The following is a 14,572-nucleotide window of genomic DNA, read 5'->3' on the forward strand; positions in this document are numbered from 1 at the left end:
CGGCGCGCCGGCCGTTACTTCAGCTTGCTTAATTCCGCCACGTCGATCTTGACGGCCTTGCCGTCAGTGGCGGCCACCAGGGTCAGGAAGTGGGGCGTCGCGTAGTGCGCCGTCAGGGCCGCCTTGTCGGTCCATTCTTCCAGCATGATGAAGCGCGTGGGAATCTGGTTGTCGAGGTGCAATTCGTAGCGCAGGCAGCCGCTTTCGGCGCGGCTGGGCGGCACGACGGCTTCCAGGGCGGCGCGCACGGCGTCGGTATGGTCGGCTTGGGCATCGATGGTGGCGACGACGGTCAGGGTCATGGTGGTCCTTGTGTAGTGGTGGGGCGGATGCAGCTTAGCGCATCCTGGACTTTCATGCCTGTCATGTCCAGTCTGGCTGCGCCGAAACAGTTTCCGTCGCAGCCAGAAAATCCGCCGCCGCTTACGCTGCCTGCAGCGCGCCGATCTGTTCAAACGCGGTCGTCAACGCCTGCGCCCTGGCGGCGTCGCTGACCTTGACGCCTTCGGCGCGCACGATTTCGATCTGCGTGACGCCGAGGAAGCCGAAGAAGGCGCGCAGATGGCTTTCCTGGTGTTCCAGGGCGGCCATCGGCGTGTCGGCGCCGTAATAGCCGCCGCGCGTCGAGGCGATGATCACGCGCTTGCTGCCCAGCAAGCCTTCGGGGCCGTTGGCGCCATACTGGAACGTTTTTCCGGGCACCGCCAGCGCGTCGAGCCACGATTTGAGCTGGCTGGGGATGGCGAAGTTGTACATCGGCGCGCCGATGACGATGACGTCGGCCGCCAGCACTTGCTCCAGCGCGCCGGACAAGGCGGCAGCGTCGGCGGCGCCGGGCGCGGCCGTAAATTGCGGCAGCGGCTGCGCAGCCAGGTCGCGGTAGTGGGCGGCGGCGCCCGGCGCGGCCGCTTGCAGGCGGGCGACGATGGCGGCGGACAATTGGCGGCTGAGGGAATGCTCGCCGAGGATGCTCGAATCGATGTGCAGGATGTTCATGTGGACCTTCTTGGGTGGTATGATCGGGTGGTATGTTTTTGTAACCGAGTTAAATATAGTGACTATCAAATGAACGCACAAGAAGGCACTTTTTCCACACTGGGGCACATGGATGTGACTATTGGCGACGCCGCCGCGCAAGGAGCGGAGCTGGAACGGCGCATGCGCGACGAGGGCGGCCATGCGGGCGTGGCCGCTTCCTGCCGCCCGATCACGGATATCCTGACCCGCGTGGGCGACAAATGGAGCGTGATGGTGGTGATATTGCTGGGCAATGGCACCAAGCGCTTCAACGAGATGCGCCGCCTGATCGGCGGCATCTCGCAGCGCATGCTGACCCTGACCCTGCGCGGGCTGGAACGCGACGGCCTGGTGACGCGCACCGTATTTCCCACCGTGCCGCCGCGCGTCGACTACGCCTTGACGGACCTGGGCCGCTCGCTGTTGATCCCCATCAGCGCGCTGGGCGCCTGGGCCCATGGCCACCGCGACGCCATCGATGCGGCGCGGCTGGCGTTCGATGCCAAGGGCGCAGTCCAGCCGCCTTCGGGCGACTAGCCCCGTTCAGACGGCGGTACGGGCGCCTTGCATGTCTTGCCGGTAGCGCGCCGGCGGCAGTTCGAACTGGGTCTTGAAGAAGCGGGTGAATGCGCTTTGCGAGGAAAAGCCCAGGCGTTCGCTGATTTCCACCACGCTCAGGCTCGTTTCGCGCAGCAGGCGGCGCGATTCGCGGCTCTTGGCGCGCAGTTCCAGCGCGCGGAACGAAGTTTTCTCCTGCTGCAACTGGCGCTGCAGGGTCCAGCGGTTCATCGCCAGGCCGTCGCACAGGGCGGGCAGCAGCGCGGCGCCATCGGCGTCGGCTTGCTGGCCCAGCAAATCGATGATGGCTTGCTCCACGCGGGCCGAAAACAGCTGCGCACCCTGCAACTGCTGCAATTGCCCCTGCGCGTGCCGCAGCGCATGCGGCGCCAGCATGGCGTTGAACTGGGCGAAAGGCCGGTCCAGCGCGGGCGCGTCAAACGTCAGCGTGTTGCGCGCCTGGCCAAACGTGGCGGCGGCGCCGAAGCACTCGGCAATGGCTGGCGCGAACCACGGCGCCTTGCCCTGGAAACCGGCATGGAAGGCCGTGGCCGCGCCATTGTCGTAGGCGCGCGCCACCAGCGACAGCATGCGGAAATTGGCCAGCGCCTGCATGGCGCCCCCCAGCGGGCAAAACTCGGACAGGTATTCGATCTCGATGCGCGTCCCATTCTCACTCATCAGCATGAAGTCGAATTCGCCGATCAGGCCCCGCAAGTGCAGCAGCTCGTGCAGGGCGCTGCGCAGGGTGGGGCGGTTGAAGCAGACGTGGGCGATGCCCGAGTAATGGGCGAACCAGTGCGTCACGTCGAGGTCGAGCAAGCCGCGGTGCTGCGGCAGCTGCTGAGCGTAGGCCGTCATGCGGCGGTGCCGCTCGGCGTTGATGCGCCCGCCAGGTTCCTCGAGCTGCGCCGGCGTGATGCCCGTTTGCCGGAAAAAGTCGGCGGGGTCGTGCCCATCGGCTTGCATGGCGCGCGCGCATTGCTGCGCGATCCGGTTCGAAACCGTGCGCGTATCGGGTTTGTGCAAGGGTGTCTCCTGCTTGTTGTAGTAATTTTTCACAAATATTAGCACTTTGTAGGAGATTGTTGGTTGTCGTGCCGTCTAACCAAAAATTGTTCTCGCGGGTATAAAACGCGTGCTGTGCGGTCAAGAAACTCACGCATTCTCACGCTATATTGATTTCGGGCTGGCCCTGATGCCACCCGGATACCTACAAAAACAGTCTTGGAGATAATGATGAATTGCACTATGAAACCGATGGCCCGCATGGTCGCCGGCTGCGTCGCCACGCTTGCCCTGGCCGCCTGCGGCAACGACACCGTCAGCGAGGAATACACGCAGCCCGTGTTCGGCGCCACCACCTATAGCCAGCTCAAGGTCGACGGCTATACCTTCAAGGACATGAACCGCAACGGCAAGATCGACCCGTACGAAGACTGGCGCCTGTCCGCCGAGGCGCGCGCCGACGATTTGCTGTCGCGCATGAGCCTCGACGAGAAGGCCGGCTTGATGATGCACGGCACGGCGCCCACCGTGTCCGACCCTTCCGGCATCGGCCTCGGCGGCGCATACGACTTGACGGCCCTGCAAGACCTGATCGTCAAGCAGTACGTCAACACCTTCATCACGCGCATGGCGGGCGATACGGCCAACATGGCGTCCCAGTACAACAAGGTGCAGGAAATCAGCGAAACGTCGCGCCACGGCATTCCCGTATCCATCAGCACTGACCCGCGCCACCATTTCCAGTACACGGTGGGCGCCAGCGCCGGCACCAAGGGATTTTCCCAGTGGCCGGAAACCCTGGGCCTGGCCGCCATCGGCGACGATGCGCTGGTGCGCCGCTTCGGCGACATCGCGCGCCAGGAATACCTGGCCGTCGGCATCACGCAAGCGCTGTCGCCGCAGGCGGACCTGGCCACCGAGCCGCGCTGGTCGCGCATCAACGGCACCTTCGGCGAAGATGCGGACCTGGCCAAGCGCATGGTGCAGCACTATATCGAAGGCTTCCAGGACGGCAATACGGGCTTGCATGACGGCAGCGTGGTGGCCGTCGTCAAGCACTGGGTCGGCTACGGCGCCACGAAAGAGGGTTTCGACGGCCACAATTACTATGGTCGCTACATGACCTATCCGGGCAACAACTTCGCCTACCACGTGAAGCCGTTCGAGGGCGCCTTCACGGCCAAGGCGGCCTCCGTCATGCCTACCTACGCGTTGCCGGATGGCAATATCACCATAGCCGGCATCACCCTGGAACAGGTGGCGGCCGGTTTCAGCAAGACCATGCTGACGGACTTGCTGCGCGGTAAATACGGCTTCGAGGGTGTGATCCTGTCCGACTGGGGCATCACTTCCGACTGCGACGCCAATTGCCGCAACGGCACGCCGGCCGGCGTGGCGCCTTCCTTCATCGGCTTCGGCACGCCGTGGGGCATGGAAAACGCCACCAAGGCCGAGCGCTACGTGAAAGCCGTCACGGCCGGAATGGACCAGTTTGGCGGCGTGACGGAAGCGCCGTACCTGACGCAAGCCGTGCAGCGGGGCCAGCTGACGGAAGCGCGCATCAACGCGTCGGCGCGGCGCATCCTGATCCAGAAATTCAAGCAAGGCCTGTTCGAACACCCGTTCGTCGATGCGGCCAAGGCGGCGGCCACGGTGGGCAAGGCGGACTTCATCGAGGCGGGCCTGGAGGCCCAGCGCCGCTCGCTGGTCTTGCTGGAAAACAAGGACAAGGTCTTGCCGCTGGCAACCACCGTCAAGAAGGTCTACCTGTACGGCATCGATGCGGCCGTGGCGAAGCAGTATGGCTACACGGTGGTCGCCACGCCGCAGGAAGCGGACGTGGCCCTGCTGCGCGTGGCCGCGCCGTATGAAATCCTGCACCCGAACTACATCTTTGGCAGCATGCAGCACGAAGGGCGTTTGAACTATGTCGATGGCGACGCCGACTACGAAGCCATCAAGAACGCGGCGAAGTTCGCGCCGAAGACGGTGGTGACGGTCTACCTGGACCGCCCGGCCATCCTCGGCAACGTGCAGGACAAGGCCAGCGCCATCCTCGCCAACTTCGGCGTCAGCGACGGCGCGCTGTTCGATGTCTTGACGGGCAAGGCCAAGCCGCAAGGCAAGCTGCCGTTCGAACTGCCATCGTCGATGGCCGAAGTGCAGGTGCAGAAATCGGACGTGCCGTATGACACGGCCCATCCGCTGTACAAGTTCGGTTACGGGCTGGGGTACTGAGGTCCATGCATCGCACCTGTCAGATGTCGGCTACACGGCTGACAACTAGCGGCTCTTAGATTCAAAACAGTTTTCAAAGCCTGCTGCTTGTCGTATTTTTTGATCCGATGCCTATGTGCCTTTGTAAAGCTGTGCCTAACGAGTAGGACTTTTTTCGGCTCGTTTTGATTTTTAATGTACCGAAATAAAAATGGGCGACAGCAATTGTTGCCCATTTTTATTCGACAGCTACTTCAGCAACATTGCAAAACACCTCAAATATCATGTTGTATTTTTACGGAAATGCGCGAGAAAGCAGATAATTCCATCGCAGCAGCATGATTTTCAAAAAATATTTTTTATGAATGGAAGAATGAATCTGCATTGAAAATGCAAGGCCAGTTTTCTTTCGTGCTTGAGAAGTTTGCTGTGTTGCATTTTGGAAATTACTATGTTAAATTCGCAAAATCATACTCAATGAAAGAAGATCTCGTGGCTAATGATTTGACGCATGGAAAAATAATGCAAGCGCTGGACTGGGCCTATGATAAGGCGGTTAATGGTGTTCCCGGCCTTGACTCCGCGGGTGAAATGGCGGACGAATATTTGGCAGGAAGTGGTACACTAGAAGAACAAATCAATTCGCTGATCCGTTGGCAAAACACGAAGGCAGGAACATCCGGTTTCATTACTGGTCTAGGTGGCATTATCACCATGCCAATTACCATTCCTGCAAATATCGCATCCGTAATGTACGTCCAAATTAGAATGATTGCAGCGATCGCCAAAATGTGCGGGCAGGATTTGCATAGCGATAGGGTAAGGACGCTGGTGTACGCATGTCTGGCAGGCGAAGCTGCGAAAGATATTTTAAAGGATGCCGGCATTCTAGTGGGGACCAAGCTGGCTATGAGTGCAATTAAGAATATTTCCAGCAAAACCATAACGACAATAAATCAGAGAGTTGGCTTTCGTTTGCTCACTAAATTCGGCGAGAAAGGGGTAGTCAATCTGGTAAAAATCGTTCCATTTGTTGGTGGAGTGGTTGGCGGGACTGTTGATGCGGTGACAACTAATTTAATTGGTAATTTTGCCAGAAACACGTTTATTGATTGCGTCGAGTTGCAAGCATCCGCAGTGTAAAGGCTGGCGATATTATTGTGCTGTATTGCTTTGTTAACTCCGAGAAACCGCAGCCTCGGTTCTTACCGCAAAGTTATTTGCTAAGGGCAAGGCTGCAATTTCATACGTAATTTGATAAAGAGATGACTTCTCAGCGAATTTGAATCCAGCTGCGCTCCTGCACGGAGCGCAGCGCCGCGGCTATCAGCCGGTCCACTTCGTAGCCGTCGCGGAAGGTGGGCCAGACCGGCTGGCCGCCGGCGATCGCCTGCAGAAAATCGCGCGCCTCGATGACGATTTGTTCGTTGTAGCCCGTGCCGTGCCCGGCTCCCTGGCTGAACGCCAGGTAGTCGGGGTGGGCGGGTCCCATCAGCAGGCGCTGGAAACCCTGGCGTTGCGCGGGGCGGCTGGCGTCGTACAGCCACAGCTCATTTTGGCTTTCCTGATCAAACGCAATGGCGCCTTTCGTCCCCGTGATACGGTAGGTGTAGCCCATCTTGCGCCCGGCCGCCACGCGGCTGAAGGTCAGCGCGCCCAGCGCGCCGCTGGCAAAGCGCAGCATCAGATTCCCCTGGTCGTCGTTGTCCACCGCTTCCATGCCATGCGGGCCGTCGCGCCGCGCATGCACGGTATTCATGTCGGCCACCAGCGAGTCGACGGGGCCGCCCAGGCGCAGGGCCAGGTTGAGCAGGTGCGAACCCACGTCGGCCAGCGCGCCGGCGCGCGTTGCCGTGGCTTCCCGCGTGCGCCAGGAGGCGGGTGCGCGCGGGTCGTGCAGGTAGTCTTCCACGTGCTCGGCGGCGACGTGGATGATGTCGCCGATTTCCCCCGATTCGATGATCTGCCGCGCCAGCTGGCTGGCGGGCGTGCGGATGTAGTTGTAGCCGACCATGTTGGCCACGCCCGCGCTTTCCGCCGCCTGCGCCAGCAGCAAGGATTCGGCGGCCGTCATGCCCAGCGGCTTTTCGCAAAACACGGGTTTGCCCAGGGCCAGCGCCGCCAGCACGATGTCCTTGTGCGTGGCGGGCGGCGTGGCGACGACGATGGCGTCGATGGCGGGGTCATTGACCAGTGCGCGCCAGTCGCCGGTGGACCTGTTCCAGCCCAGTTCCCGCGCGCTGCGCGCCGCGCCTTCTTCGCTGCTGGTGGCGATGCAGGCGCAGACGGGGTTGCGGGCCGTGGGAAAGATGCTGCGCACGGTCTTGTAGGCGATGGTGTGGGCCTTGCCCATGTAGCCGGCGCCGATCAGGCCGATGTGGATGTCTTGCATAGGGAGTCTCCGAGGGTGACGCGTAGGGGATTCAGGCTTGCTGGCGCCAGGCGTGGCTGTCCAGGGCGTCGAGGAAGCGGGCCGCGGGCCAGTCCTGCGCCAGCGCTTCGCGCATGAGCTGCTGCTGCGTGGGCGGCGCCATGCCATCGATGGGCTGGTCGCGGTCCAGGTTGCTGGGAAAGGCATAGCCTTCGGCGCAGGCGGCGATCGCGTGGCCGACGCCAGCGTCATCCAGGGTGCCCTGCGCGCGCAGCGCCTGCAAGGCGGGATATAGCGCGGCGCTCATGGCGCGGCGGTCCAGCGTTTCCATGGCGCGCCCGAATGGCGACGACACTTGCAGCAGGTTGGCCATGCGGCGGATGTCGGGCGAACGGTTATGCCCGGCCGCGTGGAACAGGGCGGGATTGAAGAAAACGGCGTCGCCTTTCGACAGCGGCAGCTGCACGCAATACCGGGCAAAATAGTCGCGGAACGGCCGCTGCTGCCACGCGAGAAAACCGGCCCGGTAGCGCTGCGAATAAGGCAGGTACAGGGTGGGACCGGATTCCAGCGGCATGTCGCAATGGGCGACGGCGCCCTGCAAGGTCAAGAGGGCAGACATCTGGTGCACGGGCGCGGGATAGGCGGCGCAGGCGGCGGCGCTCTGGAAGCCCAGGTGATAGTCGCGGTGCGGCGCCTGGGCGGCCCCGCCGGGATTGACGACGTTCACTTGCGCCGTCATCTGGTAGGAGGGACCCAGCCAGGCCTCGGATATCCAGGCGAAGACGGGATTGGCGTAGTAGCGCGCGAACGTTACGGGCGCGCGCAGGCAAAGCTTTTGCTGGGCGTTCCAGATGCGGTCATTCGCGCCCGGCCTGGCGAAATGGTCGCCGCCCGCCTGGCCGCTGGCATGCTGTCCGGCGATCAGGTCGCGGAACACGCGATTCGCCTGTTCCAGCGTCTCCATGTCGGTGACGGCCCGTTTGAGCACGATGACGCCGGGACCGTCCATCAGCGCCTTGCCCCATTCGGCCTGCAGCGCGCGCAGCGAGGCCGGATTGGCAGCCAGTTCGCGCACGGCGTCGCAGTCGTAGACGAGGATATTTTCCTGCACCGCGGCGGCGTGGGGATAGTCGGCCAGCGCCGTGCTGCGGCTGACGGTGCCGATGAAGTCTTGCAGGTCGCAGCTTTCCGGCGTCAGCCAATACGGGGCGGGCGGCGGGGCGCCGGCGTTGGTGGTGTGCATGCGGTGTCTCCTGATTATTTAAGTTGTAGAATCAGTATAGGGATGAAAATCCGCATTTTTCATCAGAAAATCCATCAAAAAACCATCAATTCGAAATGGAGAGCACGTGACGCATCCTTTCCCCGTCAAGGTCGTGGCGCTGCAGGCCGGCGTCAGCGTGGCCACGGTCGACCGCGTGATCAAGCAGCGCGGCGGCGTGCACGCCAATACGGTGCGCCGCGTGATGCAGGCGCTGGATGAACTGGCGCGGCAAAGCACGCAGGTGGGCCTGTCCGGCAGAAAATTCATGCTCGACGTGCTGATGGTGGCGCCGCGCCGCTTTACGGATGCCGTGCGCGCCGCGCTGGAGGCGGAGCTGCCGTCGCTGCATCCGGCCGTGCTGCGTTCGCGCTTTCACCTGCATGAAACCCTGGAGGTGGACGGCATCGTCGACCTGCTGGAGCGCATCCGCAAGAACGGCAGCCACGGCGTGCTGCTCAAGGCGCCCGACTTGCCGCCAGTGGCCGAGGCGGTGAACCGGCTGGCGGCGGCCGGCATCCCCGTGGTGACCCTGGTGACGGACTTGCCGGCTTCCGCGCGCCGCAGCTATGTGGGCATGGATAACCGGGCGGCGGGCGAGACGGCCGCTTACCTGGTCGGCCAGTGGCTGGGCAGCGTGAGAAAAAAACAGCAGGTGCTGGTGACCCTGAGCAGCAACCGCTTTCATGGCGAGGAAGAGCGCGAGATCGGCTTTCGCCGCGCGCTGCGCGAACGACATCGGCACTTGAGCGTCGTCGAAGTGAGCGAAGGCCACGGCATCGACGGCGCCACGGGCGCGCTGGTGCGGCAGGCGCTGGCCGACCATCCGGGCATCGCCGCCGTGTATTCGATCGGCGGCGGGAATGCCGCCATCGTGCGGGCCTTTGCCCAGGCCGGCCGGCGCTGCCAGGTCTTCATCGGCCATGACCTGGACGCGGACAATGTGGCGCTGCTCAAGGCGGGCGCCATCCACGCCGTGCTGCACCACGACCTGGGCCAGGACATGCGCCGCGCCTGCCAGGAAATCCTGCGGGCGCAGGGCGCGCTGCCGGCATTGGCGCAGCCGGCCTGCCTGTCCGCCATCCAGATCGTCACGCCGTGGAACCTGCCCGCCCTGAATGGCCTGAATTGACAGGCATGCGAGGCTGGCCGATACTCGCCGCTTCGCTCATCGCTCACCTTTGAAGGAATCCCCCGATGTCCGTCATCCCGCAATTGCATCAGACCGTGCTTGCCGCCTTGCTTTCCACCGCGTTTGCCATGCCGGCCATGGCCGCCGCCCCCGCAGCTGCGGCAGCCCCGTCGGCCTGGGTCGAGGCCAGCAACCGCAACGCGGCCATCGTGCTGGCGGCGCAGGCGCAGTTCTCGCCTGAAAACGCTTCCGACACGGGCCTGGTGCAGTACGACGGCCTGGCTGCCGACCTGGGACCCAATATTGTCGAACGCCAGGTGGCGGCCATGCAGCAGGCGCGCGCGCAATTGCAGCAAAAGCTGGAACTTGAACGCGACGAACGCATTCGCCAGGACCTGGAGATTTTGATCGGCGCCGTCGACCAGGAAATCGCTGGCACCCAGCTGGAAGCCAAGTACGCCTTGCCGTGGGTTGATGTGCCGCAAATGGTCTTTGGCAGCATGCAAAGCCTGCTGCAGGAACAGCGCCCGGCCGCGCGCCGCGCCAAGGCGCTGGAACGGCTGCAGCGCTATGTCGGGCAATACCCGGGCAGCACGCCGATCACGCAGCAGGCGAAGGCGCGCTTCACGGAGCAAATCGGCAAGCCCGGCCTGGCGGGACCCGTGCGCCTGCAGGTGGAGCAGTCGCTGGAAAACGTGCCGACGTATGTCGCCGGCATCCGCAAGCTGTTCGCCGACATGCAGATCGCGGGCGCGGAGAGTGCGCTGGCGGCCATGGAACAGCAGCTGACCGAGTATGCGGCGTGGGAAAAGCAGGTGGTGCTGCCCCTGTCGCGCACGGATTTCCGCATGGCGCCCGAGCTGTATGCGTTTCGCCTGAAGCAGGTGGGCATCGATATCGAGCCGCGCGCGCTGGTCGAACGGGCGCAGGTGGCTTACCTGGAAACGCGCGCCGCCATGCAGGCGCTGGCGCCCGTCGTGGCGGAGAGAATGTCGCTCAAGGGTGTCGACGGCAGCGATTACCGCCAGGTGCTGCGCGCGCTGAAAAGCGCGTCGATTCCCAACGAGCAGCTCGAAGCGCATTACAAGGGCGTCAATACGCAGCTCGAAGAACGCATCGCCCGGCAGCGCGTGGTCGATATTCCTGCGCGCGCCATGACCATGCGCCTGGCGTCCGCCGCCGAATCGGCGGCCCAGCCGGCGCCGCATATGCGTCCGCCTCCGCTGATCGGCAATATGGGAGAACACGGCCAGTTCGTCCTCCCCGTCAGCAATCCCGCCGCCAGCGGCAAGGGCGAGGCGTATGACGATTTCAATTTCGCGGGCGCCGCCTGGACCCTGAGCGCGCACGAGGGCCGTCCTGGCCACGAGCTGCAGTTCAGCGCCATGGTGGAGCGGGGCGTGTCGCAGGCGCGCAGCCTGTACGCGTTCAACAGCGTCAACGTGGAAGGCTGGGCGCTGTACGCGGAAGCGGAGATGATTCCCTACGAGCCGGCCGAAGGCCAGTTCATCGCGCTGCAGTTCCGCATGCTGCGCGCGGCGCGCGCCATGCTGGACCCGATGCTGAACCTGGGGCAGGTCACGCGCGAAGAGGCGGGCCGCATCCTGACGGACGAGGTGATGCTGTCGAAACCGATGGCGCGCCAGGAACTGGACCGCTACACCTTCAATATGCCGGGCCAGGCGGGCAGCTATTTCTATGGCTACACGCGCATCCTGCAACTGCGCGCGGAAACGGAGCTGGCGCTGGGAGACAGATTCGACCGCCTGGCCTTCAACAACTTCCTGCTGGGCCAGGGCTTGCTGCCGCCGGACTTGCTGGCCAGGGCCGTGCGCGAACACTTCATCCCCGCACAGAGAAAAGCCGGGGGCTGACGGCGGTCTCCTGCGCATGCCATACTGTTGCCCTTGAATGAAAACGTGAGAGTGGCAGGCATGTGGCGTGGGATCGTATGTGGTGTGCTGGCCGGCGCCTTTTGGGGCGCCGTTTTCATTGTGCCCGTCTTGCTGCCGGATTTTTCCCCGGTCGAGCTGATGGTGGGCCGCTACATCTGCTATGGCGCGCTGGCGGCGGGCCTGATGCTGCCGCGCCTTGTGCCCCTGCTGCGGCGCTTGCGGCGCAGCGACTGGCTGGCCATGCTGCGCCAGGCACTGGCCGGCAATGTCGTGTATTACCTGCTGCTGGCCTACGGCGTCAAGCTGGCCGGCGTGGCGCCCACTTCCCTGATCATCGGCTTGCTGCCCCTGAGCGTCACCATCCTGGGCCGCAAGGACCACGGCGCGCTGCCGCTGCGCCAGCTGGCCTGGCCGCTGCTGGTGGTAGCGCTGGGCATCGCCTGTATCAATGTCGATATCTTCAGCCATGCAGGCGGCGCGGGCGGCGCCGGTCTGGCGCACAAGCTGGCCGGCGTGCTGTGCGCCGTTGGCGCGCTCGCCTGCTGGACCTGGTATGCGCTCGACAATGCCCGTTTCCTCAAGCGCCACGCGCATTTCAGTTCCGTGGAATGGACCATGCTGTATGGCCTGGCCAGCGGCGTCATCGCCCTGGCCGTTGGCGCCGCGATGCTGGCGCTGCAGCAGGCAGGCGGCGCCGACGACGCGCCGGCGCGCGACTGGCACCGCTACTGGCTCGTGTGTTTGCTGCTGGCGCTGGGCGCTTCCGTGATCGGTAACTACCTGTGGAACCTGGCGTCGCGCCTGGTGCCGGTCACCTTGTCGGGCCAGCTGATCCTGTCGGAGACTTTGTTCGCGCTGCTGTACGGCTTCGTCTACGCGCAGCGCATGCCGCGGCCCCTGGAGTGGGCCGCCATGGTCTTGCTGACGGCGGGCGTGCTGTGGTCCGTGCGGCGGCATGCGCAGGAGGAGGGAGCAGGGCAGGAGGCAGGGTGGACGTAGCGAAAAATACATCGTTGCCGGCCTGCCGTTTGCAGTGGCCGGGCCGTATAATTACGCTAATTTTCCGCCCACCCAGGGAGTTCCGCTTGCAGCTACCGATCCGTTATCCGAACATGCCGCAACTGCTGCTGAAGGCCCGCGACAGCCTGCTCCAGCATTTCCGCCCCATCCTCAACCACTTCGGCGTGACGGAGCAGCAGTGGCGCATCATGCGCGCGCTGAACGAAAGCCCGACCCTGGAACCGCGCGAACTGTGCGAGATTTGCCAGATTTCCAGCCCCAGCATGAGCGGCATCCTGGCGCGCATGGAAGAAATCGGCTTGATCGGGCGCAGCAAGTTCGAAGGCGACCAGCGCCGCCGCAAGGTGCACCTGTCGGAAGCGGGCGCCAGCCTGCTGCTGCAGATGGGCAAGCTGATCGACCTGCAATATGAACACCTGGAAGCGGCCTACGGCAAGCAAGTGTTCGAAGACATGCGCCGCACCCTGGAAGCCTTCATTGCCCTCGAAACCCTGCCGGTGGCGCCCGCCATCCTGCGCTGACCGTCCCGCTTTCCCCGTTTTCCCGCCTGCCTGACTAGCCACCGGGCGCGTGTTTTTCGACACGCGCCGTCGCTGCTTTCCCCATGCCTGTTCCGCGTATTTCCGCATCCTGCCGGGCTTGTGTCCGCATGCCTGACGGTTTTGCTATAAGACACAAGAAAGTTTTGCTATAAGACTACGCCTTACAGTCAATTACTTACATGTGAGTAAATAAGCGTATAATTTGCTCCACTTGATCCAAATCAAGAAGAAAAGCGGACGCCCCACGCGCTGTATGGGGCCGCAACGCGGCGCCTCGCCAGTATGTCGCCATCACGGCGGCAATGCCGGCCGGGCGTACTATAAAACAGGAAAGTCAGGAAAAAATGAACACTACATGCATGCGCGCTGCGGCGCTGGCCGTCTCCACGCTCATCGGCGCAAACGTTTGCGCCCAGAGCAATGTCAGCATTTATGGCGTGGTCGACGCGGCCATGGCGTACACCAGCAACCAGGGCGGCAATTCGAACACTTACATGCGCAGCGGCAACTTGTCCGCCAGCAAGATCGGCTTCCAGGGCGTGGAAGACCTGGGCGGCGACCTGAAGGCGCTGTTCCTGCTGGAAAACGGCTTTGAAAGCGACACGGGCGCGCAAAGTTCGGCCAGCTCCCTGTTCAACCGCCAGGCTTACGTGGGCTTGCAATCGACAGCCTACGGTACCGTCACGGCCGGCCGCCAGTACACGCCATACTATCTGCTGGTGGGTTCGCTGGCGTCGAGCAACGTGTTGACGGGCGCCACCGGCGCCCATCCTGGCGATATCGACGGCCTCGATACGACCGTGCGCATCAGCAATTCCGTCACCTACAGCATGCCGGCCTGGCGCGGCCTGCAGGCCAGCGCGCAGTACGGCTTTGGCGAAGCGGCCGACGGCAACGCCGTGGGCAGCAGCTTCAGTGCCGCCGTCAAGTACAGCACCTCGCCAGCCGAATTCGCGCTCGGCTACCTGAAACTGAAAAACGGCCAGAACAATGCCAGCGCCATGGCCATGAGCACCCAGGGCGGCTGGAACAGCAATGCTTCGGGCAGCTTCGGCATTTCCGCCATCAACCAGGGCTACGCCTCGGCAGAAAGCGTGCAATTCATCGCCGCCAGCGCGCGCTACACCATGGGCAAGTGGATGGTGGGCGCCAACGCCAGCAACGTGCAATACGAGGCGGGCAGCCGCTCGGCCTTCCGCGACACGGCCATCTTCAACACGGCCGGCCTGATCTCCAGCTACCAGTTGACGCCGCAGTGGTTCCTGGCCGCCGGCTACAGCGACACCTTCGCCAGCCACGCCAACGGCATCGCCGACCGCGCGCGCTACCGCCAACTGTCGTTCGAACAGACGTATGCGCTGTCGAAGCGCACCGCCATCTACCTGATCGAGGCGCGCCAGCTGGCGCGCGGCCAGACCCTGGGCCAGGACGGCGCCATCGTCAACGCCGTCGCCTCGGTCGGCGATTCGCAAAACGGCACGCCGTCGTCGACCGGCGGCCAGTCGGTGGTCATGGTCGGTCTCAAGCATTCTTTCTGAACGGTTGCTG

13 protein-coding genes are annotated in these 14,572 nt (G+C 63.6%); 8 read left to right on the forward strand and 5 right to left on the reverse strand.

Features of this window, described 5'->3' with window-relative positions:
- Positions 1 to 14 precede the first annotated feature (14 nt).
- The gene (locus tag O0879_RS02830; RefSeq protein ID WP_289914523.1) at positions 15 to 302 is read right to left on the reverse strand and encodes a putative quinol monooxygenase; all 288 of its coding nucleotides are present in this window, start codon (positions 300 to 302) and stop codon (positions 15 to 17) included.
- Between the two features lie 121 nt (positions 303 to 423).
- Positions 424 to 996: an NAD(P)H-dependent oxidoreductase gene (locus tag O0879_RS02835; RefSeq protein ID WP_289914524.1), complete on the reverse strand. Its 573-nt coding sequence runs from the start codon at positions 994 to 996 to the stop codon at positions 424 to 426.
- Positions 997 to 1,158: 162 nt separating this feature from the next.
- Between O0879_RS02835 and O0879_RS02840 the strand changes: the two genes are divergently transcribed.
- Complete coding sequence (locus tag O0879_RS02840; RefSeq protein WP_289916133.1) at positions 1,159 to 1,554, forward strand: helix-turn-helix domain-containing protein; 396 nt, start codon at positions 1,159 to 1,161, stop codon at positions 1,552 to 1,554.
- 6 nt (positions 1,555 to 1,560) lie between these two features.
- On the opposite strand, the gene O0879_RS02845 is transcribed toward O0879_RS02840, so the two are convergent.
- Positions 1,561 to 2,604 carry an AraC family transcriptional regulator gene (locus O0879_RS02845; protein ID WP_289914525.1) on the reverse strand — a complete coding sequence of 348 codons (1,044 nt, stop codon included), beginning with the start codon at positions 2,602 to 2,604 and terminating at the stop codon, positions 1,561 to 1,563.
- Positions 2,605 to 2,826: 222 nt separating this feature from the next.
- Between O0879_RS02845 and O0879_RS02850 the strand changes: the two genes are divergently transcribed.
- Positions 2,827 to 4,821 carry a glycoside hydrolase family 3 N-terminal domain-containing protein gene (locus O0879_RS02850; protein WP_289914526.1) on the forward strand — a complete coding sequence of 665 codons (1,995 nt, stop codon included), beginning with the start codon at positions 2,827 to 2,829 and terminating at the stop codon, positions 4,819 to 4,821.
- 369 nt (positions 4,822 to 5,190) lie between these two features.
- Positions 5,191 to 5,943 (forward strand): EcsC family protein, encoded by a 753-nt coding sequence (locus O0879_RS02855; RefSeq protein WP_289916135.1) that lies wholly within the window; start codon positions 5,191 to 5,193, stop codon positions 5,941 to 5,943.
- A 130-nt stretch (positions 5,944 to 6,073) separates the two neighbouring features.
- Here O0879_RS02855 and O0879_RS02860 read toward each other — a convergent pair whose 3' ends face one another.
- Together O0879_RS02860 and O0879_RS02865 are read right to left on the reverse strand one after the other, a co-directional pair.
- Entirely contained in the window at positions 6,074 to 7,192 is a 1,119-nt protein-coding gene (locus O0879_RS02860; RefSeq protein ID WP_289914527.1) for a Gfo/Idh/MocA family oxidoreductase, read from the reverse strand.
- Between the two features lie 31 nt (positions 7,193 to 7,223).
- Positions 7,224 to 8,417 carry a phytanoyl-CoA dioxygenase family protein gene (locus O0879_RS02865; RefSeq protein WP_289914528.1) on the reverse strand — a complete coding sequence of 398 codons (1,194 nt, stop codon included), beginning with the start codon at positions 8,415 to 8,417 and terminating at the stop codon, positions 7,224 to 7,226.
- A gap of 106 nt (positions 8,418 to 8,523) precedes the next feature.
- Here O0879_RS02865 and O0879_RS02870 point away from each other — a divergent pair, with 106 nt between their 5' ends.
- From O0879_RS02870 to O0879_RS02890, 5 genes are all read left to right on the forward strand, one after another.
- Positions 8,524 to 9,567 (forward strand): LacI family DNA-binding transcriptional regulator, encoded by a 1,044-nt coding sequence (locus tag O0879_RS02870; RefSeq protein ID WP_289914529.1) that lies wholly within the window; start codon positions 8,524 to 8,526, stop codon positions 9,565 to 9,567.
- 65 nt (positions 9,568 to 9,632) lie between these two features.
- Complete coding sequence (locus O0879_RS02875; protein ID WP_289914530.1) at positions 9,633 to 11,441, forward strand: DUF885 domain-containing protein; 1,809 nt, start codon at positions 9,633 to 9,635, stop codon at positions 11,439 to 11,441.
- A 60-nt stretch (positions 11,442 to 11,501) separates the two neighbouring features.
- Complete coding sequence (locus O0879_RS02880; protein ID WP_289914531.1) at positions 11,502 to 12,461, forward strand: DMT family transporter; 960 nt, start codon at positions 11,502 to 11,504, stop codon at positions 12,459 to 12,461.
- Between the two features lie 86 nt (positions 12,462 to 12,547).
- The gene (hpaR, locus tag O0879_RS02885) at positions 12,548 to 13,003 is read left to right on the forward strand and encodes a homoprotocatechuate degradation operon regulator HpaR (protein ID WP_251348489.1); all 456 of its coding nucleotides are present in this window, start codon (positions 12,548 to 12,550) and stop codon (positions 13,001 to 13,003) included.
- A 380-nt stretch (positions 13,004 to 13,383) separates the two neighbouring features.
- Positions 13,384 to 14,562, forward strand: a complete 1,179-nt coding sequence (locus O0879_RS02890) for a porin (protein ID WP_289911448.1) — start codon at positions 13,384 to 13,386, stop codon at positions 14,560 to 14,562.
- The last annotated feature ends 10 nt before the right edge of the window (positions 14,563 to 14,572 follow it).

Origin of the sequence: Janthinobacterium sp. SUN120 (assembly GCF_030397735.1) — a bacterium.
GTDB classification, from domain to species: Bacteria; Pseudomonadota; Gammaproteobacteria; order Burkholderiales; family Burkholderiaceae_D; genus Janthinobacterium; species Janthinobacterium kumbetense.